The following is a 25,546-nucleotide window of genomic DNA, read 5'->3' as shown; positions in this document are numbered from 1 at the left end:
TTCAGTCCCCCCGACAATACTCTTCCATCAGACAAGAAACCGGCCAATTCGGCCTGATGTGGGGACAAAACAATGAAAATAAGGACTGATGGATTTTCGGGAAAGGCAATCGTTCTGCTGGGCGCTCTGGCGGTATTGACCGGCTGCGGTGGCGGCGGGAGCAGCAGCGAATCCAGCCCTTCGGATTTTGACGCACCGGTAGAGCCGGTCAACATTGGCGGTGATGGCGATATTTTTGACCCGGAGCGCCTGCTCGACGTGGAAATCACCATGTCCGCCAGCAACTGGCGAACATTGAAAGCCGAGGCGCGAACGTTGGCTGACACCTCCCGCGAATGCCTGCCCGAGTTCGAGTACACCGAGTTGCCCGCCACCGTCACCATCGACGGCGATACCATGGGCAACGTGAACGTGCGGAAAAAAGGCTTTATCGGTTCACTCAGCCCGGACCTGCCTTCCCTGAAACTGGATTTTAACGACCTGCAGGAAGGGCGTACTTACCAGAACGTGTCCCGTATGACCCTGAACAACAATCGTCAGGATCCCTCCAATGTTCGTCAATGCCTGGCTTACGACCGGTTCCGGGATATCGGTATCGCAGCGCCGTTATGCAACTACGCCCAGGTGACCGTCAATGGCGAGGATTTGGGGGTTTTTGCCCATGTTGAACCTATACGGAAGCCCTTTTTGCGGCGCACGTTTGGCGATGACTCGGGCAATCTGTATGAGGCGCAGCAGGCCGATTTCGGCAACTATCTGATCCGCCGGTTCGAGACCAAGACCAACGAAGACGCCAACAACCGCTCTGATCTGCAAGCCGTTGCGGACGCCATGGCGCTGGATGATGAGGCGATGATGGACGTGTTGCCCCAATTGCTGGATGTGGATGAGTTCATCCGTTTCTGGGCCATGGAAACCTTGCTGGGAGCGTGGGATTCGGCGAGCGGCAACGCCAATAACTTTTACCTCTACCATTCTCCGGACGATGGGCTGTTCCACTTCATCCCCTGGGGTGCCGATACCGCCTTTCGTGGAACCCATCCCCTGAAGCCTGGCTCCGCGCCTCTGTACCGTAACTTCCGTCTGGCGGAGCGGCTTTATGGGATGCCGGAATACCGCCAGCAATACCTGGACGCGCTGGAAGACCTGTTGGCCAACCACTGGGACGAAGAAGCGATGCAGCTGGAGATCGAGCGGGTGATGGCGTTGACTGGGACCACGGAGGCCGACGTTGAAAGTGTTGAAAGCTTCCTGCTTGGCACCGGCATGCCCGGAGACGACGGGTATGAGCGATCGCAACGGGAGGTGTTGCTCAGCGCCATCGCCGGAAACGAGCCGGAAGAGGCGGTGACCTTGCTGGAGGATACCCAGCCGGACTGCTCCGAGCCAGCCACCACCAATCTGACCGCCAGTGTTTCAGCGGTATCCGGCACAGACTCCGGAGTATTCAGTTTCACCTTGCCGGATGGTCGACAGGTCAGCGCGAGCCTGACGTTCGCTGCCTTTGAAGTAGACAGCCTGGTGTACTCCGTTGACACCGAGCTGGCTCCCGCCGTGCACAGTTTGCTGCTGATTGGTGTCGACGCCGCCCAGGGCTTCAAGCCTTATGTGTTGCAGGTATTTATCGAAGACACCGATTACATACCCGGAACCCATAAGCTCCATGGCTTTGCCACCAATGCGTTGCTCTTTGAGGTGGACGAATCCGTACCCGGCGACGTGGTGTCGCTGGCGCTGGGGGCGACCGGCACCATCACCCTCAACAGCGTAGGCAGCGGCGCAAACGCCGGCGATGTGGATATGGACATCGACATGACCATGGAATACCTGCCGGGTACTGAATAATGGTCAGTTGTTTCAGCCTGAACGCATTTGAATCCCACTCACTGGCGGATCAGAGCTCGTCAGCGTTGATGGATCGGGTGGATACCAAGTATCTGATCGACGCTGCCGAACTGAACCAGTGTCTGGCAGAGCTGACGGCAGAGTACACGGTGCTGGAGATGAACGGGTGTCGGGGAATGGCATACGACACGCTCTATTTCGATACGCCCGGCCGGCAGCTCTACCTCGATCACCACAATGGCAAACTGAACCGCGTAAAGGTCCGCACTCGCCACTACCGGGCCACCGGTGAGCGTTTTCTGGAGGTCAAGGTCAAGACCAACAAACTGCGCACCTCCAAACAGAGAATGGTATTGACCGGGGCGGAGCCAGACGCACGAACTCTGCGTCACTTCCTTCAAGAGCAATTGGGCCTGCCGGCGACACGGATGCTGCCGGCTCTTTTTGTTCACTACCATCGCATCACGCTGCTCAGCAGAACCGGTCACGAGCGGGTTACCGTGGATACGGATATCTACTTCGAGCATAGCGGGGAACACCAGCGGATCGGGTTGCCGGGCGTTGTGTTGGTGGAGGTCAAATCGTTGCGCCATCAGCGGCGTTCACCCGTTCTGGACATCCTGAAAAGGATGGGCCACAGGCCCGTCAGCTTCAGCAAATACTGCATCGGCACGGCGCTGCTGTGCCGGGGCCGGATCAAGGCCAACCGCTTCAAGCCAGTGTTGTCGAAGCTTGATGCGCTCAGGGCCCCGAGAGAATACCGCTACTTCAAGGAGTCATCATGGAATCTGCAGTTGATGTCCATTTCTTTATCCGCCTGATCATTAACCTGATCTCGGTTTTCATCCTGATCCGTTGTTACTACGCATTTTCCCACCATCGTGAAAACGCCGCCTCGTTCATCCTCTTCGGCGTGGGTGTGTTTCTGGTCACGGCCTTACTGAATTCGGTGACTGTATCCATGGGCTTCGCCTTCGGGTTGTTCGCGGTGTTCTCCATGTTGCGATACCGCACCGAAGCGTTGGGCATCAAGGAAATGACCTATCTGTTTCTGGTGATCGCCATGGCGCTGCTGGCGGCCGTCGGGAACGTGGCGCACTGGGTGTTGGCGTGTCTGAACGGCCTGGTGATCGCCATCGCCTTGTTGCTGGAAACCCGGATGATGCTGCCACTGTGCGGTGAGAAGGACATCGAATACGAAAAAATTGACCTGATTCACACGGACCGCCGAGAGGAATTGATTGCCGACTTGCGATCGCGGACTGGCCTGGACGTGAATCGGGTGGATGTGGTCTCCGTGAGCTTTCTACGGGATACGGCGCAGCTAAGGATGCATTACCTAATGGAGCACGGATCATGATGGACGATCTTCGCTGGGCCCTGTTGGTTTTGTGGCTGATGATCAGCTTTTCCCTGCAGGTAGAGGCAGACACCAAAGGTTTTGAAGCCGACATTGGAGGCTATGTAGTGGCTGGTGTGGACCATTACGGCGCCTTCTATGATGAGGAGGGCGTTGACTCGACCACCAACACGGTTCTGCGGAAACTCAGGCTCGGACTCGAGCTGGCCTATGGCAAACACTGGTCCTTCGAGCTTGATGGTGACTATCAGTACGACGGTGATGAGCAGGTACTGGAATTCGATGATGTGTGGTTGCGATACGATGGCTTTGGCTGGGGTGGCGTTCAGGTGGGTCGGATGAAAGAGCCTTTTGGTTTTGAACGTACCAGTGGCTATTCCAGCCTGATGACCAACGAACGCTCCCTGGCGACCAGCGCCTTCGCGCCGGGGCGCTCCGAAGGCGTGATGGTAAACCGGGCCGGTAAAAAGGCCACCTGGGCACTGGGCGTGTTCCGTGAAGATGCCGATGCCAAGTCGCCCAGGGCGGTAACGGGCCGCGTGACCTTTGCCCCGCTTAACACTGAACATCAGACAATCCATCTGGGCCTGGCCGGATCCTGGCGTGACATGCGCGGCGAACGGTTCCAGATACGCGATCATGGGGAGGTCTACAGCGCCGACAATGTGATCCGAAGCCCGCGTTTTGACGCGGATGACCTGGCACTGTTGGGTGGCGAGTTTGCCTGGAGTCGCGATTCAGTCACCGTCACATCGGAGGCGATGACCCAGCGTGTCAGGCAGGTTGGGGGCGACGAATGGCAATTCACTGGCGGTTATGCCCAACTGGGCTACCTGCTCACGGGCGAACACCGGGGGTATAGCCGAGGCGAGTTTGACCGCATTGACCCGCTCAGCCATCTGGGTGCCGTCGAACTGGTGGCGCGCTGGAGCGGGGTGGATCTCAGGCAGCGGGATGTGGGTGCCGAAGCATCGATAGCGTTACTGGGGATCAACTATTACTGGCGTAAATCGTTCCTGCTAAGGGTGAATTACCTGGTTCCGGATATCAGTGGCAACGCGCTGATGGCAGGCCCCGATGGGGATGCGGTCACCGTGCGCGCCCAGCTCAGGTTCTGACGCCAACGGCCTCCAGGGGCAGCGCCAGTGTCACCCGGGTCCATTGCCCCAGCGCACTGCTAATCGACAGTGTCCCACCGTGGTGGCGCAGAATGGTCTGGCAAATGCTGAGGCCCAGCCCGAGGTTTTCCGGTGTGTCACTGGTGGAATAAAAGGGATCTGTCAGGCGCCGTATTTCTTCCTCGGGAATGCCGCAGCCGTTGTCTGCCACTGTAATGTTGAGGGTACGAGGGTCGCGAGTTGTCGACACATTAAGGATGGCGGACTGATGATCCAGCCGGCTCTGAAGCGCCGAGGCTGCATTGAGAAACAGATTCACAAACACCTGGGTCAGTGCCGACGGGTAGCAGGGCACCGTCAGGGATTCCGGTACCGCTAATTCCAGGTCAATGCCCCGCAGCTTGTTTTTGGTAAAGCGCGCAGCGGTGTTGAGAATTCCCATGAGGTTCGCCTGTTCCTTGGCGTGCTCAGGGTGAGGAACAGAAAAGTCGATAAGGTCGGAGACGATGTCGGCAATCCGGTTTTGATGCGCCGCGGCATCGTCGATCGCTTCGCTCAGTTCGGGGTCTTCGTTGATATCTTTTGCGTACTGCAGCGCCTGAACCGAGCAGTTGACGGGGTTCATGATTTCGTGGAGCAGCCCTTTTGCCATATGGCTCAAAGCCTGGTGCTTCTGTTGCTGGATCAGGTTTTCCTCGGTCACTTGCAGAGTTTGCAGAGTGCGGCTCAGCATCCGGTTTCTGTCCCGCAACAGGAACTGCAGAGCCAGGATGTTGCGCACAAAGCGACGAAAGAAAACGGCTAACAACGGTGAGATGACCAGGCACATCAGAACCAGCCAGTTCAACAGCACTTCCTGCAACTTGATTGCCACATCCGCTGCGGGTACCGCGGCCCAGGTAGCGGCGTAGAGAAAGGCCAGATTGATGGCGATCATAACCAGGGTATGCAGCGGCGACAGTGTCACGATGCCGAGGAAACTGATGAAGAAGTAGAGCCCGATCGTCGGTGTGAGATCTCCACCGGTTTTGATAAAGGCAAGATAGCTGAACAGGGCCATGTTCAGGAAAACCAGATACATGATCAGTGGCGTGCGAAAACGCACGGCCTTGAATCGGTGGGCCACAATGAGACAGGAGAGAATCGTGGTGTAGACAAACAGTCCGCTCGGAACGTTGGCAGGGCCAAGCTGTGTGGCCAGCGTCATCATGTGCGCAAGGGTTCCGATCAGTGTGATTAGCAGCGAGACGTCCGCAAAGACCGGCAGGAAACGGAACCGGGATTGGGCGCTGTAGAAACGCTCGAACTGTCGTTGCTTGCGCGGAGTAAGTTGCTGAACCTGTTGCAGGCCGTCGAGTATTTTCATGAGTCGAGATTGTTCCTGAAGCGTTTCATGAACAGCATCAGATCCGGTTGCCGTTCAAAGCCCATCTTGATGAATATTCGGTCCTTGTAGGAGTGCACTGTTTTATAGGAAACCCCGAGTCGATCCGCAATGGTCTTGAACGCGACCCGATCCGCCATGAGGCGTGCCACTTCCCGTTCACGGGCAGATAGCGCGTTAAACGCCTCCAGATCTGGTGATGTTGTGGTAGCGGGTGCCTGGCACGAGTCCGCGTCCACATACACTTGCCCGTTGCGAATGTAGTGCAGGGATCGAATGAGTTCCTGTACTGACTGAGTCTTGGCCACAACCGTTTTGATACCTGACTCCAGATAGATCGCCAGGCGGGCTGGAGAGACCGGTCGCTCGACCAGCAGTAGCACAGACAGCGCGGGGTGATTGGAAAGGGCCACTTCGGCGATGGTCAGGCCATCGTTGTCCTGCAGGGCTTCCTCAATGATCAGCACGGTAGGCCTGACGGTCGGCAACTGCTCCAATGTATCGACACCGGTTGCGGACTCGCCCACCAGATCAATGTTCTCTTCAAGAAGCAGCTGATAGAGGATGGCGTCCCGGTACAGGCGCTTGTCGATGGTGACGTACAGCCGGATATCATCCTTTGTCACGGCTGCCGGATCCCGCCCGAGGGCGCGCGCAGAGGCAATGACAGCTCAAGGGTGAAGCGTTGTTGGCCTCCCTGAAGGAGAACTTGGCCGCCCTGTTGTTGGGCCATGATGTAGAGCGCAAGCAAGGCGCCCTGTTGCTTCAGTAATTGGCTGGAAACACGTGCCATTGGCGAAAGGACATGACTGTATAGGTGGAGGTTCTTGCCGGCTTCCAGCCGAAGGGTCGTGACGTCCTCATCCTGCTCACTTATGAGGTGGTCACGGCTCATTCCGGACGCGCTCAACAGCACATCCAGCGCTGACTGAATGGCGTCGGGCAGGGTACCGTTGTTGGGAACGGCGTCGGTTAACGGTATCTCCAAATACCGAGTCAGTTCGGCGCGTAGCCCGCGGACCAGAGCATTATCCAGAGCCTCAGGGCTATGGTCACGAAAGTGGGAGGCGCCGGGAGGCAAGGTGCTGATGGCGTCCATATCCCTCAGGAAATTCTGTATCACGTCCCGTGACGCCAAGGGAACTGATGGCGATTCGGTCAGAGCCCTGAGAAGAGCGGCTTTTCGCCGTTCGCGAACGCCCTCGAAACGCTCAGCAAGTGCAAATTGCCACTGCTCCGATTTCTGGCGCGATGCGTGGTGCTGAGCAATAGCGTCGTCCAGCACCGGGAGCAGGGATGCGGCATGCCACGGCTTCTTCTGATAACGGAAGATTCGCCCCTGGTTAACCGCGCCCAGCGCAACGTCCAGTTCCCCGTAGGCCGATGTGAGGATGCGAGTAATATGGGGATAGGACTGTCGCATCTCGTTGATCAACTGCAGTCCTTTCATGCCTGGCATGCGCTGATCTGTCATCAGGACTGCAGTCCGGTGACCTTCCTGATGGAGAGTCTCCAAAGCCTGCTGAGCGCTGGCGGCGCAGCGGGTTTCAAAGCGGTCCTGCATCCGCATCAGCTGTTTGCTCAGGTACTTGGTCGCCGATTGTTCGTCGTCAACGATCAGTACCAGCGGCTTGGGGTGTTCGCTCTCGACGGGAGTGGGCCCGGCGTTATCCTGTACCGACATGGTGGCTGCAAACAGGTCGGTGCGTACGAGGTTGATGTCCCAAGGCTTGGCGTAGCAGCGGTCGACAACCCTATTCTCCAGCAAGTGAATGATCTGATCGAGGGAAAACTGGCCGCCAATGACGATTCGCAAGCAGCAGCCACCATTGCTGACCTGCTGAAGTAGAGAAGACGCCAGCAACTGATCGGTGTCGGTGGTGATGAATACGAGCGCGTCGGGCAGGGATCGGCCCCGTGCAATGGCGGCCAGGGCTTCTTGGTCAGAGGAGTAGCTGTCAATTGAAAATGCCCCGGCAAAATCCTGGAGAAAAGCATCCCGATCGTCTTCCCGGTCGTACCTGAGAAGTACCCGATGTGGTTGATCAGCGGACATGTGAGCTGGATCCTTGGAGACAGGTTGGCCGAGCGATAATACCAATCGGGTATCGACCCGAATGTAGGAACATCCTACGCTGTTTGGGTGCCGAAAATCCCGGCACAGGTCTCAGGATGAGGAACCAGATGAGAAGGCACTCGGGTTGGGTTAAACTCCGGGTGAGACATAATAACAACGACATAATGGCGAGACCTTACATGAGCTACGACATTTCCTCCCTGCGCAAGTTTGTGTCCCCCGAGATCATCTTTGGTGCCGGCTCACGCAAGGCAGTAGCCAACTTCGCCAGTAACTTTGGTGCTCGACATGTGTTCCTGGTATCTGACCCTGGCGTGGAGAAAGCCGGCTGGGTTGCGGAAATCATGGATATCCTGGTGGCGGCGGGTCTCCGTGTCACGGTATTTACCGGCGTCTCAGCCAATCCGAAAGTGGACGAAGTCATGGCCGGGGCTGAATTGTATAAGTCCAGCCAATGTGACGTGATTGTCGCCATCGGCGGCGGCAGCCCCATGGACTGCGCCAAGGGTATCGGCATTGTCAGTGCCCATGGCCGGAACATTCTTGATTTTGAGGGTGTGGACACCATTACTTCGCCCTCGCCTCCGATGATCCTGATTCCCACCACGGCGGGGACATCCGCCGATGTCTCCCAGTTCGCGATCATTTCCGACCCCAGCCGGCGCTTCAAGTTCTCCATCATTAGCAAGGCGGTGGTGCCGGATGTGTCGCTGATCGACCCGGAAGTGACGGAAACCATGGACGCCTACCTGACGGCCTGTACCGGGGTGGACGCCATGGTGCACGCCATTGAAGCCTATGTCTCCACTGGTAGCGGGCCGCTGACGGACACCAACGCCCTGGAAGCCATCCGGCTGATCAACCGCCATCTGGAGCCGCTGGTACTGAACACCGCCAATGTGCACCTTCGGGAGCAGATCATGCTGGCGTCCATGCAGGCCGGCCTGGCGTTTTCCAATGCCATCCTGGGGGCGGTGCATGCCATGTCCCATAGTCTCGGTGGCTACCTTGATTTGCCCCATGGCCTTTGCAACGCCCTGCTGCTGGAACACGTTGTAGCGTACAACTACACCTCGGCAGAGGACCGGTTCCGGCGCGTGGCGGAGGCCATGGATATCGACACCCGCGGTATGTCAAAACCGGTCATCAAACAGCGCCTGATGGCGCGAATTATCACGTTGAAACAAGCTGTAGGGTTGGAGGCCAAGCTTGGCAAACTGGGCGTGACCACGTCTGACATACCCTACCTGTCCGGCTTTGCATTACAGGATCCATGCATCCTGACCAATCCTCGCAAGTCTTCCCGACGTGACGTCGAAGTGGTTTATGAAGAAGCCCTCTGATTCCAGCAACGCCGACTACGACATCGGTGACCTGCTTGGCCTTGGCAGCCAGTCGGTAAGAAAGAACTACTACCCGGCGCTGCAGGAGCGGATCGACGAACTGGAGAAGGAGCGTAATCGCTACAAGTGGCTGTTCGAGAATGCCCTTCACGGCATCTTTCAGGGTAACCTCCGGGGCGGCTTTGTGGCCGCCAACCCGGCCATGGCCCGGATCTGCGGCTATGAAAGCTCTGAAGCCCTGATCACGGGGGTTATCCGCCTTCGTGAGCAGCTGTTTTGCAGTTCTGGTGAGTTTGACGCCATCCGCCAGGAGTTACTGGATAACGGCAGTCTCAGTGCAAGGGAAACCCGGCTCAGACGCGCGGACAATACGCCAGTGCAAGTGGCAATCACGTTGTTGCGGCGGCCAGACCTCGGCCCGGAAGTGGTTGAAGCTTTTGTCGCCGATATCACCGAGCGCCACCAGGCGCGAGAAAAGTTGCGCCAGCTCAACGCGGATCTGGAACGCCGTGTGGAGGAGCGCACCGAAGAGCTGCAGAACGCCAACGTGGTGCTACGTTACCAGATCGAGCAGCGCGAACGGGTGGAGCGGGAGTTGGTGGTGGCTGTAGAGGCCGCCAAGGAGGCCAATGAGAGTAAGGACAAATACCTTGCGGCGGCCAGTCATGATTTGCTGCAACCCCTGAATGCGGCCAGGTTACTGGTGTCCGCCCTGATAGACAGTGATCTGCCAGCGGATGAAAACCGACTTGTCCAGCGTGTGTGGAGGTCCCTGGAGAGCGCTGAGGACCTGTTGGCGGATCTCCTGGATATATCCAGGCTGGATCAGAAAGCCATGCGGCCAGATATCGTCAATACCGATGTTGGCGAACTGATGAGAGGGCTGGCGCAGGAATTTGAACCGGTGGCTGAGAACGCAGAGCTGCACTTTCGGGTGCGCTTGGGGACAGGCTACGTAAGCACTGACCCGCGAATGCTAACCCGGATACTCCGCAACCTGTTGAGCAACGCGTTTCGCTATACCCGTGAAGGCGGTGTGCTGTTTGCGGCCCGCAAGCGTGGTCCCAATCTGGAAATTGGGGTGTGGGACACCGGTGTGGGCATTGAGCAGGAAAAGCTCGAGGACATCTTCCGGGAATTTCACCAGATACTGCCCAAGGGTGGCGGTCGCCAGGGTGTGGGCCTGGGGCTGGCAATTGTCGAACGCATGGCAAGGATACTGGCCTGCGAAATCCACGTGGGTTCACATCACGGCAAAGGCTCCTGTTTCAGTATTCTTGTTCCTCTGGCCCGGTTCACTGAGGCGACTGTCAGTAGTCAAAATGCGGAGCCGCCACCAATTGCACCTGTGTCCTTCGATGGGCTTCGTGTTCTGGTGATCGACAATGAAGAGCCGGTACAGGAAAGCATGCAGGCCCTGCTAGAGCGTTGGGGTTGCATGGTCACCACGGCGGGTAGTGCGGTTGAGGCTGTGGCGCATTGCGGCGGCGCAGACATCATCCTCGCGGACTTTCACCTGGATGAGAACCTGACCGGCTGTCAGGCGGTGTATGCCGTACGCAGACACTTCGGTCGTGACATCCCGGCGGCCATCATTACTGCGGACCGCAGCGATGAAACGCGAAGGCTAATCAGTACCCAGTATCTGCCCATTCTGAACAAGCCAGTAAAGCCTAACCGTCTTCGGGCGCTTGTCTCCAGTCTTGCCGCATCCCTGAACTCAGAGTCGCAATGACGGTCTACACTTTATTCTGTCAATCATTGTTTTGTCAGGAGAGTGTGCCATGTCCGTTCCCGAAAACGCCCTTACCAATCACGAAGTGACTGTATGCCTGTCTGGCGGTGCCGTCCTGGGACCCTTCAACGCCACCTGGTCGAAGGACGAAGGCGGTGACGTAAGGGAACTGGTGCGGGAGTATGATGGTTTTCTGCAAGGGGAGAAGCAGCGCCGCTTCAAGTTTCACCTTCACGACACCTACACCAACACGGTTCATACCCTGATCCTGAATTTTGATCAGGTTACCGGCATTTGCGACCATGTCAGACTGAAGTCACCGCCAAACGGGTGAGCCCCAATGCCTGTGAACAGAGGAGGATGTCATGACGAATTTCAGGACTGAAAAAGACAGCCTGGGCGAAGTACGCGTTCCTGAAGAGGCTCTTTGGGGCGCACAGACCCAGAGGGCTATCGAAAATTTTCCGGTAAGCGGTCAGCCAATGCCGCCGGCGTTCATCGCGGCAGTGGTAAGAGTGAAGCAGGCCGCCGCCGATGCCAACGCCAGCCTCGGTTTACTGGATAACGATCTGCGGGACGCGATTGTTGCGGCCGGTGACCGCCTGGTAAACGGTGAATTCGCTGACCAGTTCCCCATTGATCGTTATCAGACCGGGTCTGGCACCAGCACTAACATGAATGTGAACGAGGTCATCGCCGCCCTGGCGGCGCAGGAGGATGTTGAGATTCACCCCAACGATCATGTCAACATGAGCCAGAGCTCCAACGACGTGATCCCGACCGCCATCCATGTCAGTGCCGTGGCGGGTATATACGAGCGCCTGATTCCCGCGTTGACCCACCTGTGTGGGGTGATCTATGAGCGTGAGGCGTTGTTCGCGAATCAGGTCAAGACCGGCCGTACTCACCTGATGGACGCCATGCCGGTCACCCTGGGCCAGGAGCTGAGAACCTGGCGGGAGCAATTGCTCGCCGCGGAAAGACGGCTTGAGGCGGCCGCCGATGATCTTCTGGCGGTGCCCCAGGGTGGCACGGCCGTGGGAACCGGGGTGAATGCGCTGGAAGAGTTTCCTGGGCAGTTCGTTAAGTTCCTCACCTCCAATACGGGTTACCACTTCCGCTCCCTGGAGCATAAATTCGTGGGGCAGAGTGCTATCGATGCGCCCGTAGCTCTGTCGTCCCAGTTGCGGGGGCTGGCCATCGTACTGACCAAGATCGCCAACGACCTGCGCTGGATGAACAGTGGGCCGATTCACGGTCTGGCGGAAATCAGCCTGCCGGCGTTGCAGCCGGGCAGCAGCATCATGCCAGGTAAGGTCAACCCGGTGATTCCCGAGTCGGTGGCCATGGTCGGGGCCCAGGTCATGGGGCTGGACAGCACCGTTGCCATGGCAGGGCAGTCGGGTAACTTCCAGTTGAATGTGATGTTACCGCTGGTTGGTGCCAATCTATTGGACATGATCGAACTGCTGACCAACACCTCAACCATGCTCGGAGATAAGGCGATTCGGGATTTCACGGTGAATACCGATCATCTGGACGCCGCAGTCGGCAAGAACCCGGTACTGGTTACCGCACTCAACCCCGAAATTGGTTATAGCCTGGCGTCTGATATTGCCAAGGAAGCCTACCAGACCGGACGACCGGTGATTGACGTGGCGGAAGAGCGCAGTGGCCTGGATCGCAACCGGCTGGAGGAACTGATGGACCCGCTGAAGCTGACCAAAGGCGGGCTTGCCTGATAGTAAGTAACCGCCGAAAGGGCGGCCCTGACGGAGACTGAGCCGATTGCTGATTTCTATCGAGCTCTTCGTGATGCTGGTGCTGGCAAATGGCGTACCGGTTCTGGCCGCCCGGCTGTTTGGCCGGCGCTGGTCGGCGCCTGTTGATGGTGACAGGCTATGGCGGGACGGGCGGCCGGTGTTGGGACGCAGCAAAACCTGGCGCGGTATCGTATCCGGTGCGCTGGCGTGTTGCCTGTTTGCGTGGATCACCGGGATAGGTGTCATATTCGGCCTGGCGTTCGGGTTACTGGGGTTGGCTGGCGATATCATCAGCAGTTTCATCAAGCGTCGTGCCGGGCTCGCCTCCAGTGCCCGGGCCTCAGGGCTCGACCAGATCCCCGAAGCCTTGCTGCCGATGCTTCTGGCATGGCTTTGGCTGGACCTGGGCTGGTTTATTGTGGCGGTTGTCGTGGTGCTGTTTACGCTGTCGAATATCCTGCTGTCGCCCGTACTGTACCGCCTGGGTATACGCCATCAGCCGCACTGAGCTCAAGCTTTAGCCGGGGCCCCTTGTCAGGGTGTGTATTGTTACCTCTGGTGGGCAATTCAGCCGTACGTTGACCACCGATGTGCCCGCGCCTGGTGAGGTATACCCCTGCATGCCGTTGCGGCGCCAGTAGCCGCGGCCGAGTTCTCTGGGGCAATCGGAATCCAGGGTCACGGGGATGCCACCGGGCAGGCAGATTTGGCCACCGTGGGTATGGCCGCACAGGAAGATGTCGTAGCCCGCATGGGCAGCCTCGCGCCAGATCTCCGGCGTGTGGCTCAGTAATACGCTGATGCCACCCGGGGGGATCTCGTCTCCTGCCCGGTGTAGGTTGTGTACCTTGTAGAAATGGGCATCGTCCACTCCTGCCACATAGAGTTTGTCCTCGCCACGCTGCAGTACGGCATGTTCATTCATCAGCAGGTGATAGCCCATGTCCTCAAGGCCAGGAACCATGCGTACGCTGTCGTGATTGCCCAGTACAGCGTAGGCTTTGCCGCGAATAGCGTCCCGCAGCCTGGCCATGCCATCCATGGCACCATCAATCGGGCCCCAGGTGAGGCGCCGGTAGTCCCCGGTGAGCACACACACATCGTACTCGAGGGGCTCGATTTGACGGATGACGGCCTGCAGGTTGGCTTCATCCATATCCACGTGAAGGTCGGTAAGGTGCAGTATGCGGAAGCCTTCGAAGGCCTGGGGCAGGCCAGGGATGTGGAACTGGTTGTGGGCGGTGTCCAGCCGGCGGCTGTTGTGCTGTCCCCGCCGGAACAAACCGGCCAGTTTCAGGCAAACACTGATGAAGCGTGGAGCGGAGGTGATGTTTTCCAGGTGGAACGAATGGCGGTCCGGGCCGAATACACGAGCTTCCGCTTCCCGCTCAATGCCCAGGCGCTGGCGCGCGTGTACCGGGCCAAGGCGGAGGCTCAGGCGATACTCCAGGAGGTCATCCTGATTGTCTGGTGTATGGGCCCGGGCGGTCATTGCTGGTCCTGTTGGTTGTTGGAAACGTTACCTGTCACGATCCGGTCAACCCGTCCCTTCATTATGGTCTGGACTGGGAGTGATGCAACCGAAGCGTCATAATGTTCATCTTTCTTAACACACGTTGCCACGATCAGAGTGTTCCATGACCAAGGATAGCTTCACCAGGGAGACGTATGCCGGGGCCCTGCCAGCCTGGCACATTTTTCTATTATTTCTGCGTTTGGGCCTGACGTCTTTCGGTGGTCCGGCGGCCCATCTGGGATTCTTCCATGACGAATTCGTAAAGCGCAGGCGTTGGTTGTCGGACGCGGCCTATGGCGAGGTGGTGGCACTGTGCCAGCTGTTACCCGGCCCTGCTTCCAGCCAGGTGGGATTGACCCTGGGGTTCCTTCAGCGCGGCTATCGAGGCGCAGCAGCGGCCTGGCTTGGCTTTACCCTGCCGTCGGCATTGTTGATGATGCTGTTTGCACTCGGCCTTGGCCTCTGGCCGGATGCCGGGCAGGGTGGCTGGATAACCGGCCTTAAGTTATTTGTGGTCGCCGTGGTTGCCCAGGCGGTTTGGCAGATGGGCAAAACCCTGTGCCCGGATGCTCCGCGCCTTTCGATTGCCGTGGTGGTCGCGGTTGTTCTGCTGATGGCGGGCGCAGCCTGGATGCAGATACTTGTCCTGCTCGCAGCCGGCGCTGTCGGTGCTGCAATGCAACTGCCGCAAAAGCGCGTGGAAGAGTCATTGACCATACCGGTTCAGACCCGGCGGCCTATGATGTTCCTGGTGGCATTTTCAGTGCTGCTGTTGATGGCATTCGTTCCCCTGGCATCCGGCTCCCTGGCCTGGATCTGGTCTGAGCTCTATCGCGCGGGGGCCCTGGTGTTCGGGGGTGGTCATGTGGTGTTGCCCTGGCTGCAGGAGGGGTTTGTGGCGCCCGGACACCTGTCGGCGGATGCCTTCCTGGCCGGTTACGGCGTCGCACAGGCCATGCCCGGACCACTCTTCACTTTCTCAGCGTTTTTGGGCGGTGTCGAGAGTGGGTGGACCGGTGCCGCCGTGGCTGTGGTCGCTGTTTTTCTGCCGGGAACCCTGCTGGTATTTGCCGGTCTACCCCTGTGGTCATACATTCGCAGCCATTCGGTTGCACGGGCGGCCCTGGCCGGGGTGAATGCCGGCGTTGTCGGGCTTCTGTTGGCGGCGCTGTATGATCCGGTGTGGACCTCTGCCGTACACAATGCAGGGAGCGTTGCGTTTGTCCTGCTGGCCTGGGTTTCCCTGTCCATATGGAAAGTACCGGTCTGGATACTGGCACCCGGCAGTGCGCTGGTGGGCTTGCTGGTTTTCTGATGCCCCCAAAGTGGGGGTAGCTAAAACCAACCAGGGAGGCCACACTTGGACATTGGGAAACTAAATGAACGGTAATAATCCAGAAGCAGAGGCTGATTATGTCCACATCCTGCACGATTCCGGGCTTGAACGTACCGAAAAGCCGCTTTCCGGAGCCTGAAAGCGATTTGCCAACCGGCGATAACCGCGAGCAAAGGGTTGTGCTTGGGGGTGGCTGTTTCTGGTGTGTGGAAGCCGTTTTTCTGGCGGTGAACGGTGTCAGCCGGGTGGAATCCGGCTATGCCGGGGGCACAGCGGAAACCGCCAACTATGAGGCGGTGTGCGGCGGCCAGACCGGCCACGCCGAAGTGGTCGATGTTCATTACGACCCGCAGACCGTCAGCTTCGGGGATATCCTGAAGGTGTTTTTCTCGGTGGCCCACGACCCAACCCAGCTTAACCGGCAGGGAAACGACCGTGGTACCCAGTACCGTTCCGCCGTTTTTTACGAGAATGACGAACAGAAACAGGTGGCGGAAGCCTACATTCGCCAACTGAACTCGGCGGGCGTTTATGATAATCCTCTGGTGACAACCCTGGAGCCGTTGGAGGCTTTTTATCCGGCGGAAGACTATCACCAGAATTTTGCCGCACGGAATCCATACCAGCCCTACATCACGGCTGTTGCGGCACCAAAGATTGAAAAGCTTGTGGACACGTTCGGTGACCAGCTCAAGCCCGGTTACACCGACAACAACATTGCCTGAGGAGGCTGCTATGAGCGTTTCTGCTGCAGGTTATGACCTGACCCCGCTGACACCACAACAAGTGGACGAAAAGGCCGCGGGCCTGACGGACGAGGAGCGCCGCGTGTTGCTGGATCATGGCACCGAGCGGCCATTTTGCGGCACCTTGCTGGACAACAAGAACGCAGGTGCCTATTACTGCCGGTTGTGCGAGTTGCCGCTGTTCAGTTCCGATTCCAAGTTCGATTCCGGTACCGGTTGGCCGAGCTTTTTCCAGCCTTTTGACACCGACCACATCCGTTACATTGAAGACAACAGCATGGGCATGGCTCGCACGGAGATCCGTTGCCCGCGTTGTGACAGCCACCTTGGGCACGTGTTTCCGGATGGCCCGCCGCCAACCGGCCAGCGTTACTGCCTGAATTCAGTGGCGATGGTGTTCAGGGAGAACCAGGCCTGACCGGCCTGGTTAGCGGATGACTGTCGACACCAGATAGCTGGTGTAGCAAACGTACACCAGCAACAACAGCACGCCGTCCGGTCGCCCGATGGTCCGGGACTTACCCGTCAGCCCAAAGCTCATCAGCAGAAGCCCGATGGTGAGGGCTGTCATCAGGGTCCAGTCGCGGTAAAGCACTTCCATATCCACGGCCAGGGGCTCAATGGTCGCAGCCAGGCCAACCACGGCCAGAGTGTTGAAAATACCAGACCCCACGATGTTGCCGAGTATCAGGTCGTGTTCGTTTTTCTTGACGGCCGCCAACGCAGAAGCCAGTTCCGGCAGAGAGGTGCCGATGGCAACGATTGTCAGCCCGATGATCAGGTCACTGACGCCGAGGCTCTGGGCAATAAACACCGCGCCCCAGACCAGCATGCGCGAGCTCACCAGCAAAAGTACCAAGCCTACAACCAGCCACATCACGGCTATTCTCAGCGGCATCGGGTGGGCAACTAGCTCGGAGTCGGTCTCGCCGATCAGTGAGTCCCCCTTGCCCTGGATGCCTTGATAGATGGACCAGCCCATGACGGCTGCGAACACACCAAGCAGTACCCAGCCATCGAGCCGGGTCAGGTTGCCATCAATCAACTGGTAACCGGCGATGGCCGTCAGTACCAGTAGTAGCGGGAGTTCCTTGCGTATTACCTGGGAGTGCACGGCAATTGGTGCAATCACCGCAGTCACACCAACGATCACGGCGATGTTGGTGATGTTCGAACCGTAAGCGTTGCCCAGGGCCAACCCGGGATTGCCATCGAGTGCGGCCATGGCTGACACTGCCAGTTCAGGCGCAGAGGTGCCGAATCCGATAATCACCATACCAATCAGCAGCGATGGCATACCGAGGTGTTTGGCGGTGGCTGCCGCGCCTTCAATGAAGCGGTCTGCGCTCCAGACCAGTAAAACCAGGCCAGCGATGATTGCTGCGATTGCCAATAGCATAAAGGATGCCCTGTTGGTGTAAGCCGCACGGTATGAGACTAAAGTGGCGGTGATATCGTTGAGCACAGACGCGAGAATGTAACAAAGAGCGCCCGGCGAGCGCATTTTAAACGTTTGACCTACACACGGCCACCGTTGGTAAATAAATCAGGACGTTGGCCCTTGTCAGATATGTTGGCGCAACCAGCCCCAGGCGGGCCCGACCACGAGTCAGTTGATATTCGCAATTTATTATCCGATCAAAAAACGGGATAATCGCGCCACAATTTCCAAGCCCCTCTGCTGATCGTGGGCGGGCAACAGGCTTTAAACTAGCTAGGGTGATAACCAATGGCCGTTAGACAGGCAGATGTGGTGCTGGTCGGCGGGGGCGTCATGAGCGCCACCCTCGGCATGATGCTCAGGCAGCTTGATCCTTCCCTGGACATCGTCATGGTTGAACGTCTTGATCACGTCGCCCATGAAAGCACCGATGGATGGAACAATGCAGGGACCGGGCATGCCGGCTACTGCGAACTCAATTACACCCCCGAAACCGACGATGGCGATGTTGCTATCGAGCGGGCGTTGAAGATCAATGCCTCGTTCGAAGTATCGTTGCAGTTCTGGTCTCATCTGGTTGAGCAGGGGATGCTGCCGGAACCCAAAAGCTTCATCAACCGAACTCCTCACCAGAGCTTTGTATGGGGCGAGGATGGTGTGAAGTTCCTCAAGCGTCGCCACGAAAAGCTCAGCGCCCACCATTTGTTCCGGGAAATGGAGTACACCGAATCCCCGCGGGATCTGGAAGAGTGGATGCCGCTGGTGGTGAACAACCGCGACCCGATGCAGAGAGTGGCCGCCACGCGTATCAAGCACGGTTCAGACGTGGACTTTGGCTCTCTCACCCGCAGCATGGTGGAGTTCCTAGAAACCACGCCGAACTTTGAACTGATGTTAAGCAGCCCCGTGCATTACCTGGCCAAGCGCGACAATGGTCGCTGGAAGGTACGGGTGAAGAACCAGAAAACCGGAGAGCTGACGAAGCTTGAGGCTGGGTTTGTCTTCCTGGGCGCCGGTGGCGGCGCCTTGCCGATGTTGCAGAAGTCCAACATCGACGAATCCAAAGGCTACGGTGGTTTCCCGGTCAGCGGTCAGTGGCTGGTTTGCCAGAAGCCGGAAATCGTCCAGCAACATCACTCCAAGGTGTACGGAAAGGCGCCAATCGGCGCACCGCCGATGTCGGTTCCGCATCTGGATACCCGTATTATCAACGGTGAACCCGCGCTTCTATTCGGCCCGTTTGCTGGCTTCACCACACGGTTCCTCAAGCAGGGTTCGGTATTCGATCTGTTCGGATCGGTCCGCTCAGCGAATCTTCGTCCCATGTTGTCGGTGAGCCGCACCAACATGGACCTGACCCGCTACCTGATTGGTGAGGTATTCCAGTCTCACAGCGACCGTGTGGCTTCCCTGCGCAATTACTTCCCGGATGCCCGCGAAGAGGACTGGCGCCTGCAGGACGCCGGCCAGCGCGTGCAGATCATCAAGAAGTCGCCGGAAGGTGGCGGTAAGCTGGAATTCGGTACCGAAATTGTGGCGGCGAAGGACGGCACCCTGGCCGCTTTGCTGGGTGCATCGCCGGGGGCTTCGACGGCTGTCCAGGCCATGATCGATGTGATCCAACGTTGTTTCCCGGAACGTATGGAGTCTTCGGAATGGCAGGAACGCATGAAAGTGATGGTGCCTTCCTACGGTCAGTCGCTGGTAGACGATGAGCAATTACTCAATAGAGTGCGGGAACGAACGCTCTCAACCCTGAAATTGAGCTGATATTCCCAAACGATCTAACACTGGCGGAAGCGCTGGTAGTCCTGGCTTAAAAGCTGGGGCTGCCGGCGCTTTTTGTTTTCTGGGCGCCGGGCTCGGTTGCGATTTGCGCCTGAAACGTTAGGTTATAAGGAAACACCACCAAGGAGAACGAACATGAGCGAGCAAGAATTCGATCCGAATAAAGGCTATATCGCACTCCTGGGATGGAGCCTGAACGCGGTGGAAGCTGCCGATAAATTTGATCGACGATATGTGGTGGTTGCGCCGGATTGGGCGGAGGCTTACTGCAAGGAACATGATATTCCCTATGTACCTTGGAACTTCGAGCGCCTGAACGACCGGTCAGTTGAGATTGCTCAGACACTCAAAGAGATGGGCGTTAATGTGGCTATCCCATTGTTTGAGGAAACCGTGGAATGGGCCGGCGCTATCAACTCGGTTCTGATGGATCAGCCAAAGCTGTTCGGCCAGTCCATGTTGTTACGGGACAAGGCCCTGATGAAGCGCCGCGCGCAGCTGGGCGGCATTCGCGTTGGGATCTTCGAGGAAGCCCATGACCGAGACGACGTTATCCGTTTCCTCAAGCGCGTCAACCAGACCCTCTTGAAGTTGGACGGTGACCCCAACGATCCGATTCACCTCAAAGCATTCGACAAAGCCGGTTGTCTGGGCCACCGGGTGATTCGTACCCCGGACGAAGTGGACACCATTCCCGAGGAAGAATTCCCGGTGCTGATGGAATCCCATCTGGACGGTTGGGAATTTGCCGTCGAAGCCTGGATTCACAACGGCAAGATCGCATTCCTGAACATCTCGGAGTATGTGACCCTGGGTTACTCGGTGTTTGTGCCGGCCACGCCGGACCTGGAGAAGTACCGGGAACAGATCACCCGCGAGATCGAAAAGCTGATCAAAACGTTCGATATCGAGTTCGGGTTTATTCACCCAGAGTACTTCGTGACCAGCGACAGTACCATGTACTTCGGAGAGGTGGCGTATCGGCCGCCAGGCTTCAAGGTGTTCGAGCTGCTTGAGCGTGCCTACGGCTTTAACGCCTATCAGGCACTGATCATGACCTTTGACCCGAAAACCACGGCAGAAGAGGTAAAGGCGTTCTTCCCCAAAGAGGTGGTGGATGCCAAGGGCTATGCCGGCTGTTTCGGCGTTTATCCGCGCCGCCGGGTGGTCAGCCAATTGGAAATGCCGGAAGAGACCGAGAACCACGATTACTTCGAGTCCCACGAGCTCACGCCGCCGTTGGAAGAAACAGTTACCAAGCGTACTGCCTTTGGCACACATTGGGGCCTGGTTTACTTCTTCGGTGAAGACCCTTATGTAATGCGGGATTTACTGAAACATCAGGAAGAACTGGATTTCTATGTATAATTCCGTAAGGAATTAACAACAATGGGTCTGATTCAGACTCTGAGGAACACAGTTTGAGCAACTCCGACGCTGGAAACCCGGCACCTGTCGTCAATTTCGATAAGCTGGTTCAGCGACTGGACGATGCCATCGCGGCTCTCGATGAGAGCCGCGATTTTGCCAAACTTGGCAAGTTACCCCGGTTGTTCGACATCGTGCGACGGGTGCTTCTGCAGCCGGAGGGCTGCCTTGCAATTGAACAGCGAGCCGAACGGCTTGAGAAAGCCGGCGTGTTCCTGGGAACAGACTGGGCAGACCCCTCCATTCTATTGCCATCGTTGACCACCTTTTCCTTGCAAAGCCCACAGGCCGATACGGTCATCATCGAAGGGCTCAGCGAACTGCGTTTGCTGGCGGTCGCGCGCGGTGAATACCTGCATGAGTCGATGTCGGCGGAACAGGCGCATCACTACCTGACCCAGGTATTGGCCATCAACCTGAACATGCTGTTTGGTGAAGCAGGCGAAGCCGAGCGGGAGCAGGGCAAGCTGGCACTGGTCAGCCGCGCGGTGGTACAGCATGTTGCCACCCAGATCGGCTATGAGCATGTCATCGATCAACTGATTGAAGAGATCTGGCGCATATTGCAGCAACGACCGATCCAGGTCAGCAGCGTACGGCAGATGATTACCCAGATTGCACTGTGCCGCATTGATCCCAATGTGGATCTCGGTGGTGCGGGTCAGGGTGCGGAGCGTCTGATTTCGAGCCTTTACGGGCCAACACAGGCGTGCCGCGAAGATCCTGGCATTCCTGTTTACCAGGAACGGCTGCAGTCCATGGACGCCGTGGCCCTGCAAAGTGAGGCGACCGGTTTTGCCCGTTCCATGCACGACACCGGATTGGTGTCGCCGTATCACGCCACGTTTGTCCGCCACATCCTGGAGAGTCAGGATGCGCTATTGACTGAAGCCCTGGGCCTGTCCAGTACCGGCCGCGATTGCCTGCTCTGCTACAAGGATCTGGTGCATGAGTTGATCAATGAAGGCGTCTATCCGGAAACAGCCCAAGGTCTTTATGGCCTTGCGTTGATGCTGGAGCGAGGCATTCTCTATCAACCGCCACTTGCACCCGCGCTGTGGCGCCAGGCCAGGCTCTCCATCTGCCCGCACGCCCGGGAGCGTATCCGATTGGCATATGGTTACCAGCCACAGCCGAAGGCATGGCTGTTGCAGGGTGTGCTCAACATGCTGGGCCAGCCCCTTGGCGTGGGGCAGGGAAACAACCCTACCTGCCAATCTGCACGGGCGCTGTCCATGTGGGCCTACAACGATCCGGACTATCTGTTGCAGATGGTGGCCTGGGCCGCCCGCGACAACGAAATCATCATGCATTTCGAGGGTCGCCCGGTATCTTCCTCCGGCAGCCAGGGTGGCGTGGCCTCCGAAGTAACGCTCGACCTGGATCCGGTTTCGCTGGTGGTAGTACCGCACCTTGACCGGATTTATGCGGAAATGGGGCGCCTGTGTACGGACCGCCAGGGCGACCCCCACCAGTGGGTTAACCCCGAGTTCCATGGTTGGTCCGCCGGCCGTGGATTCCGCATAAACGTGGATGTTGCAACCGGTCACCTGGAAGACCTGGACACCTTCCTGCGACATTTCTATGCCAGCTACCACCCTTACTATAATGGCAACCAGCCGCTGATCCATCCGCAACCGGCTGGCGTAGCGGTTACCGACAGTGCCGCAAGATTCATCGGCTGGCACGCGATTACCATCCTCCGTGTGACTCTGGACCCGGAAGAGGTCATGCGGGTGTATTTCTTCAACCCCAACAACGACAGTGGTCAGAATTGGGGCGACGATGTGGTGGTCAGTACCTCCAGGAAAGGGGAGCGGTTCGGTGAGGCATCCTTGCCCTTTGAACAGTTCGCCTCGCGGCTGTACATTTTTCACTTCGACCCCCTTGAACGCGGTGAACCCGCAGACGTGGGCGAGGAGGAATTGGAGCGGGTGATCAGCCGCGTTCACCGCAGTTGGGGCCGAGACCGGTTGCCGGCTGAGGCATTGCAGGCCGAACCTCCGCAGGAAAAGTAGACCCAACCAAGCCAGAACGGGAGAGATGATGACCGCTGAGGCCACTACCCGCCGCAACGGCGCCGAGCTGTTTGTTCGTGCCCTGGAAAACGAAGGTGTTCGGTACATCTTCGCGGTACCGGGTGAAGAAAACCTGGATCTCCTTGAGGCCCTGCGCGAATCCAGCATTGAGCTGGTGCTCAATCGTCACGAGCAGGCAGCCGGCTTTATGGCCGCGACCTACGGGCGCCTGACAGGCCGTGTGGGCGTTTGCCTGTCGACCCTCGGCCCTGGGGCCACCAACCTGGTAACCGCCGCTGCCTATGCCCAGCTCGGCGGCATGCCAATGATGATGATTTCCGGGCAGAAGCCCATTAAATCGTCCAAACAGGGGCTGTTCCAGATCCTGGATGTGGTGGACCTGATGCGGCCACTTACCAAGTACACCCGCCAGATCAGCAACGCCAACACCATCCCCGCCAAGGTGAGAGAAGCCTTCCGGTTGGCTTCGGAAGAGCGCCCCGGTGCGGTTCATCTCGAATTACCGGAAGACATCGCCTCCGAGGTGGCAGAGAGCGATACCCATATCTTCCAGCCCAGTGATGCCCGTCGGCCCACTGCCAGTACCAAGAGCCTGGACACTGCCTGTGACATGATCAGCAAAGCCAGGTATCCGCTGATCATGATTGGCGCCGGTGCTAATCGCAAACGGGTTTCCCAGGCCCTGATCCACCTGGTGAACGTGACTGGCATTCCCTTCTTCACCACCCAGATGGGCAAGGGCGTGGTGGATGAGCGCCACCCCCGTTACCTGGGTAATGCGGCGCTCTCGGCCGGCGATTTTGTGCACTGCGCCATTGATCACGCTGACCTGGTGATCAACGTCGGGCACGATGTGGTTGAGAAACCGCCGTTTTTCATGCATCCCGGCGGCAAACAGGTTATCCATGTGAACTTCAGCGCTGCTGACGTGGACCCGGTTTACTTCCCCCAGCACGAGGTGGTGGGCGACATTGCCAACAGCGTGGAGTACCTGGCCGAGAAATGCGGCCAGTGCTCTTCACACGACTTCAGCCGGTTTATGGAAGTGAAAGCTTCCGTGGACAGCCATATGGCCGACAAGGCGGACGATGGCCGTTTCCCGGTTATTCCCCAGCGAATCGTCAACGACGTACGCCAGGTCATGCCCGACGACGGCATCATCGCGCTGGACAATGGCATGTACAAACTCTGGTTTGCCCGCAATTATCCGGCCTACGATAACAACACTGTGCTGCTCGACAATGCCCTGGCTTCCATGGGCGCCGGCCTGCCCAGTGCCATGATGGCGGCCATGCTCTATCCACACCTCAAGGTGATGGCGGTGTGCGGCGACGGTGGCTTCATGATGAATAGCCAGGAGCTGGAAACCGCTGTGCGGCTGAAGCTGAACCTGGTGATACTGATCATCAACGACAATGCCTACGGCATGATCAAATGGAAGCAGGCCCAGGAAGGCTTTCAGAACTTCGGGCTGGATTACAACAACCCGGACTTCGTCAAATACGCCGATGCCTATGGTGCCACTGGCCATAGAATCACCCGTACCGAAGACCTGCGGCCGACGCTGAAAAACGCACTGACCTCGGGGGGTGTGCACCTGATCGATGTGCCCGTGGACTACAGCGAAAACCGCCGTGTGTTTGATGAAGAATTGGTAAATCTGACCTGTAACCTCTAATGCCTGTAGTATTATTCGCCCAGTATTGAACATTGATTGAGGATGGGCGAATGAGTTACTCGTGGTTCAGAGTGGTGGCACTAGCGCTGGCGGCCGTGGTGGTCGCTGGATGCAGCAAGCCGGAAACGCCCCAGGAAGTGGCCGCTGAATTCTGGCAGGCCCTGTCCGAGAAAGACGCGGATACCGTTGCCGATCTATCGACGCTTGCCGCCCCCTCTGCCTTCGATGGCTACGCCCGGGACTGGTCTGGCACCGTGCCTGATTTCGGTCGGGTGGTCATCGACGATCGCGAAGCTACGATCGTAACCCGCCTGCCCGCTGAGAACGGCGTCCCCGGCGAGCGCCGGGAAGTGAATACCTACCTTGTGGAACAGAGTGGCGACTGGCTGGTGGATTACGACCGCACCGGCGAGGCGATCATGAATCCGTCTCCGTTTGCAGGTTTGATCGGAGAAATGAACCGGCTGGGCGAGCGCTTGACGGCCAGTTTCGGACAGTCCTCCGACGATCTCTCTCGCCAGATGGACGCCATTGCCCGCGAATTCGAGGCGTATTCCGATCAGGCCCAGCGCCGGGCAGAGCAGGCCATGGAAGAGTACGGCCAAGCCCTGCAGGGGCTGATGGAAGAGTTGGAGGAATCCATCGAAGAGGCGTTGGAAGACAACCAGCGGGCGCCTGAGAGAGATCGAAGTGTCTTACAGCGAACCGCGGCGGACCTCAATCGAAGCAGCGACAGGCTGGATGAGCCGGATTTCGACGCCTTTGCCGACAGTTCTCGTGCGTTAGCTGAGGCGGGAGCGCGTATCTCGCGCCTGAGTGACGATACCTTCAAAAGCTACAAGCGCACGTGGGACGCCAAACTGGACGAAATCACTGAGCGTACCCGCGTATTTTTTGAAGAGCTTCATGGGCGTGGGTGATAACCCGGCGTCATAGAACTGTCATATTG

At 58.0% G+C, this 25,546-nt stretch carries 22 protein-coding genes; 17 read left to right on the top strand and 5 right to left on the bottom strand.

The features are described from left to right. The first annotated feature begins 72 nt into the window (after positions 1-72). Genes AAGD24_RS17120 through AAGD24_RS17105 form a run of 4 tightly spaced genes read left to right on the top strand, consistent with a single transcriptional unit; the run spans position 73 to position 4,323 of the window. The gene (locus AAGD24_RS17120) at positions 73-1,845 is read left to right on the top strand and encodes a CotH kinase family protein (RefSeq protein WP_228210106.1); all 1,773 of its coding nucleotides are present in this window, start codon (positions 73-75) and stop codon (positions 1,843-1,845) included. Further along, positions 1,845-2,666: a polyphosphate polymerase domain-containing protein gene (locus AAGD24_RS17115; protein WP_085678966.1), complete on the top strand. Its 822-nt coding sequence runs from the start codon at positions 1,845-1,847 to the stop codon at positions 2,664-2,666. The genes AAGD24_RS17120 and AAGD24_RS17115 overlap by 1 nt, the downstream gene beginning before the upstream one ends. Next, positions 2,627-3,205 (top strand): DUF4956 domain-containing protein, encoded by a 579-nt coding sequence (locus AAGD24_RS17110; RefSeq protein WP_085678970.1) that lies wholly within the window; start codon positions 2,627-2,629, stop codon positions 3,203-3,205. Before AAGD24_RS17115 ends, AAGD24_RS17110 begins: the two co-directional genes overlap by 40 nt. After that, positions 3,202-4,323 carry an OprO/OprP family phosphate-selective porin gene (locus AAGD24_RS17105; protein WP_228210107.1) on the top strand — a complete coding sequence of 374 codons (1,122 nt, stop codon included), beginning with the start codon at positions 3,202-3,204 and terminating at the stop codon, positions 4,321-4,323. The genes AAGD24_RS17110 and AAGD24_RS17105 overlap by 4 nt, the downstream gene beginning before the upstream one ends. Here AAGD24_RS17105 and AAGD24_RS17100 read toward each other — a convergent pair. The 3 genes from AAGD24_RS17100 to AAGD24_RS17090 are packed head-to-tail and all read right to left on the bottom strand — an operon-like array spanning position 4,313 to position 7,763. Next, complete coding sequence (locus AAGD24_RS17100; protein ID WP_136633099.1) at positions 4,313-5,689, bottom strand: sensor histidine kinase; 1,377 nt, start codon at positions 5,687-5,689, stop codon at positions 4,313-4,315. The two genes, AAGD24_RS17105 and AAGD24_RS17100, sit on opposite strands and share 11 nt — an antisense overlap. Beyond that, complete coding sequence (locus tag AAGD24_RS17095; protein WP_228210108.1) at positions 5,686-6,333, bottom strand: LuxR C-terminal-related transcriptional regulator; 648 nt, start codon at positions 6,331-6,333, stop codon at positions 5,686-5,688. Before AAGD24_RS17095 ends, AAGD24_RS17100 begins: the two co-directional genes overlap by 4 nt. After that, positions 6,330-7,763: a response regulator gene (locus AAGD24_RS17090; protein WP_228210109.1), complete on the bottom strand. Its 1,434-nt coding sequence runs from the start codon at positions 7,761-7,763 to the stop codon at positions 6,330-6,332. The genes AAGD24_RS17095 and AAGD24_RS17090 overlap by 4 nt, the downstream gene beginning before the upstream one ends. Before the next feature lie 200 nt (positions 7,764-7,963). Here AAGD24_RS17090 and ercA point away from each other — a divergent pair, with 200 nt between their 5' ends. Genes ercA through AAGD24_RS17065 form a run of 5 tightly spaced genes read left to right on the top strand, consistent with a single transcriptional unit; the run spans position 7,964 to position 13,133 of the window. After that, the gene (ercA, locus tag AAGD24_RS17085; RefSeq protein ID WP_041335242.1) at positions 7,964-9,127 is read left to right on the top strand and encodes an alcohol dehydrogenase-like regulatory protein ErcA; all 1,164 of its coding nucleotides are present in this window, start codon (positions 7,964-7,966) and stop codon (positions 9,125-9,127) included. Beyond that, positions 9,111-10,862: an ATP-binding protein gene (locus AAGD24_RS17080; protein ID WP_075194299.1), complete on the top strand. Its 1,752-nt coding sequence runs from the start codon at positions 9,111-9,113 to the stop codon at positions 10,860-10,862. Before ercA ends, AAGD24_RS17080 begins: the two co-directional genes overlap by 17 nt. Before the next feature lie 49 nt (positions 10,863-10,911). After that, positions 10,912-11,196 carry a hypothetical protein gene (locus AAGD24_RS17075; protein WP_041335245.1) on the top strand — a complete coding sequence of 95 codons (285 nt, stop codon included), beginning with the start codon at positions 10,912-10,914 and terminating at the stop codon, positions 11,194-11,196. A 31-nt stretch (positions 11,197-11,227) separates the two neighbouring features. Then, complete coding sequence (locus AAGD24_RS17070; protein ID WP_228210110.1) at positions 11,228-12,604, top strand: lyase family protein; 1,377 nt, start codon at positions 11,228-11,230, stop codon at positions 12,602-12,604. Positions 12,605-12,650: 46 nt separating this feature from the next. Further along, complete coding sequence (locus AAGD24_RS17065; RefSeq protein ID WP_075194301.1) at positions 12,651-13,133, top strand: CDP-archaeol synthase; 483 nt, start codon at positions 12,651-12,653, stop codon at positions 13,131-13,133. A 9-nt stretch (positions 13,134-13,142) separates the two neighbouring features. Here the strand turns inward: AAGD24_RS17065 and AAGD24_RS17060 are convergent, their stop codons facing one another. Next, complete coding sequence (locus AAGD24_RS17060) at positions 13,143-14,117, bottom strand: metallophosphoesterase (protein ID WP_136633744.1); 975 nt, start codon at positions 14,115-14,117, stop codon at positions 13,143-13,145. 145 nt (positions 14,118-14,262) lie between these two features. Between AAGD24_RS17060 and chrA the strand changes: the two genes are divergently transcribed. From chrA to msrB, 3 genes are all read left to right on the top strand, one after another. After that, positions 14,263-15,456 carry a chromate efflux transporter gene (chrA, locus tag AAGD24_RS17055; RefSeq protein WP_228210111.1) on the top strand — a complete coding sequence of 398 codons (1,194 nt, stop codon included), beginning with the start codon at positions 14,263-14,265 and terminating at the stop codon, positions 15,454-15,456. A 98-nt stretch (positions 15,457-15,554) separates the two neighbouring features. Further along, the gene (gene msrA, locus AAGD24_RS17050; protein ID WP_075194304.1) at positions 15,555-16,202 is read left to right on the top strand and encodes a peptide-methionine (S)-S-oxide reductase MsrA; all 648 of its coding nucleotides are present in this window, start codon (positions 15,555-15,557) and stop codon (positions 16,200-16,202) included. 10 nt (positions 16,203-16,212) lie between these two features. After that, on the top strand, positions 16,213-16,641 hold the full coding sequence (gene msrB, locus AAGD24_RS17045) for a peptide-methionine (R)-S-oxide reductase MsrB (RefSeq protein WP_041335269.1): 429 nt from the start codon (positions 16,213-16,215) through the stop codon (positions 16,639-16,641). 9 nt (positions 16,642-16,650) lie between these two features. On the opposite strand, the gene AAGD24_RS17040 is transcribed toward msrB, so the two are convergent. Next, the gene (locus AAGD24_RS17040) at positions 16,651-17,622 is read right to left on the bottom strand and encodes a calcium/sodium antiporter (protein ID WP_228210112.1); all 972 of its coding nucleotides are present in this window, start codon (positions 17,620-17,622) and stop codon (positions 16,651-16,653) included. A 330-nt stretch (positions 17,623-17,952) separates the two neighbouring features. Here AAGD24_RS17040 and mqo point away from each other — a divergent pair, with 330 nt between their 5' ends. The 5 genes from mqo (at position 17,953) to AAGD24_RS17015 (ending at position 25,517) form a co-directional block, all read left to right on the top strand. Further along, positions 17,953-19,434 carry a malate dehydrogenase (quinone) gene (mqo, locus tag AAGD24_RS17035; RefSeq protein WP_075194305.1) on the top strand — a complete coding sequence of 494 codons (1,482 nt, stop codon included), beginning with the start codon at positions 17,953-17,955 and terminating at the stop codon, positions 19,432-19,434. Positions 19,435-19,587: 153 nt separating this feature from the next. After that, positions 19,588-20,820 (top strand): acetyl-CoA carboxylase biotin carboxylase subunit family protein, encoded by a 1,233-nt coding sequence (locus AAGD24_RS17030; protein ID WP_007153140.1) that lies wholly within the window; start codon positions 19,588-19,590, stop codon positions 20,818-20,820. A 53-nt stretch (positions 20,821-20,873) separates the two neighbouring features. After that, positions 20,874-22,898 (top strand): hypothetical protein, encoded by a 2,025-nt coding sequence (locus AAGD24_RS17025; protein WP_075194306.1) that lies wholly within the window; start codon positions 20,874-20,876, stop codon positions 22,896-22,898. Positions 22,899-22,926: 28 nt separating this feature from the next. After that, a complete protein-coding gene (locus AAGD24_RS17020) occupies positions 22,927-24,597 on the top strand; it encodes an acetolactate synthase large subunit (RefSeq protein WP_075194484.1) in 1,671 nt (556 codons plus the stop codon). Positions 24,598-24,647: 50 nt separating this feature from the next. Beyond that, complete coding sequence (locus tag AAGD24_RS17015; protein WP_036212141.1) at positions 24,648-25,517, top strand: hypothetical protein; 870 nt, start codon at positions 24,648-24,650, stop codon at positions 25,515-25,517. Positions 25,518-25,546 lie beyond the last annotated feature (29 nt).

Source organism: Marinobacter sp. M5B (assembly GCF_042604615.1).
Classification (GTDB): Bacteria; Pseudomonadota; Gammaproteobacteria; order Pseudomonadales; family Oleiphilaceae; genus Marinobacter; species Marinobacter salarius.
Note: the sequence above shows the minus strand (reverse complement) of the source record. Positions and strands in the feature narration are given on the sequence as shown.

Bases quoted from the DNA above. Each gene is read 5' to 3' on its own strand.
- chrA (WP_228210111.1), top strand. From the start codon at position 14,263: ATGACCAAGGATAGCTTCACCAGGGAGACGTATGCCGGGGCCCTGCCA.
- AAGD24_RS17090 (WP_228210109.1), bottom strand. From the start codon at position 7,763: ATGTCCGCTGATCAACCACATCGGGTACTTCTCAGGTACGACCGGGAA.
- mqo (WP_075194305.1), top strand. From the start codon at position 17,953: ATGGCCGTTAGACAGGCAGATGTGGTGCTGGTCGGCGGGGGCGTCATG.
- AAGD24_RS17115 (WP_085678966.1), top strand. From the start codon at position 1,845: ATGGTCAGTTGTTTCAGCCTGAACGCATTTGAATCCCACTCACTGGCG.
- AAGD24_RS17120 (WP_228210106.1), top strand. From the start codon at position 73: ATGAAAATAAGGACTGATGGATTTTCGGGAAAGGCAATCGTTCTGCTG.
- AAGD24_RS17100 (WP_136633099.1), bottom strand. From the start codon at position 5,689: ATGAAAATACTCGACGGCCTGCAACAGGTTCAGCAACTTACTCCGCGC.
- AAGD24_RS17020 (WP_075194484.1), top strand. From the start codon at position 22,927: ATGACCGCTGAGGCCACTACCCGCCGCAACGGCGCCGAGCTGTTTGTT.
- AAGD24_RS17015 (WP_036212141.1), top strand. From the start codon at position 24,648: ATGAGTTACTCGTGGTTCAGAGTGGTGGCACTAGCGCTGGCGGCCGTG.
- AAGD24_RS17105 (WP_228210107.1), top strand. From the start codon at position 3,202: ATGATGGACGATCTTCGCTGGGCCCTGTTGGTTTTGTGGCTGATGATC.
- AAGD24_RS17080 (WP_075194299.1), top strand. From the start codon at position 9,111: ATGAAGAAGCCCTCTGATTCCAGCAACGCCGACTACGACATCGGTGAC.
- AAGD24_RS17030 (WP_007153140.1), top strand. From the start codon at position 19,588: ATGAGCGAGCAAGAATTCGATCCGAATAAAGGCTATATCGCACTCCTG.
- msrA (WP_075194304.1), top strand. From the start codon at position 15,555: ATGTCCACATCCTGCACGATTCCGGGCTTGAACGTACCGAAAAGCCGC.
- msrB (WP_041335269.1), top strand. From the start codon at position 16,213: ATGAGCGTTTCTGCTGCAGGTTATGACCTGACCCCGCTGACACCACAA.
- ercA (WP_041335242.1), top strand. From the start codon at position 7,964: ATGAGCTACGACATTTCCTCCCTGCGCAAGTTTGTGTCCCCCGAGATC.
- AAGD24_RS17040 (WP_228210112.1), bottom strand. From the start codon at position 17,622: ATGCTATTGGCAATCGCAGCAATCATCGCTGGCCTGGTTTTACTGGTC.
- AAGD24_RS17075 (WP_041335245.1), top strand. From the start codon at position 10,912: ATGTCCGTTCCCGAAAACGCCCTTACCAATCACGAAGTGACTGTATGC.
- AAGD24_RS17070 (WP_228210110.1), top strand. From the start codon at position 11,228: ATGACGAATTTCAGGACTGAAAAAGACAGCCTGGGCGAAGTACGCGTT.
- AAGD24_RS17060 (WP_136633744.1), bottom strand. From the start codon at position 14,117: ATGACCGCCCGGGCCCATACACCAGACAATCAGGATGACCTCCTGGAG.
- AAGD24_RS17110 (WP_085678970.1), top strand. From the start codon at position 2,627: ATGGAATCTGCAGTTGATGTCCATTTCTTTATCCGCCTGATCATTAAC.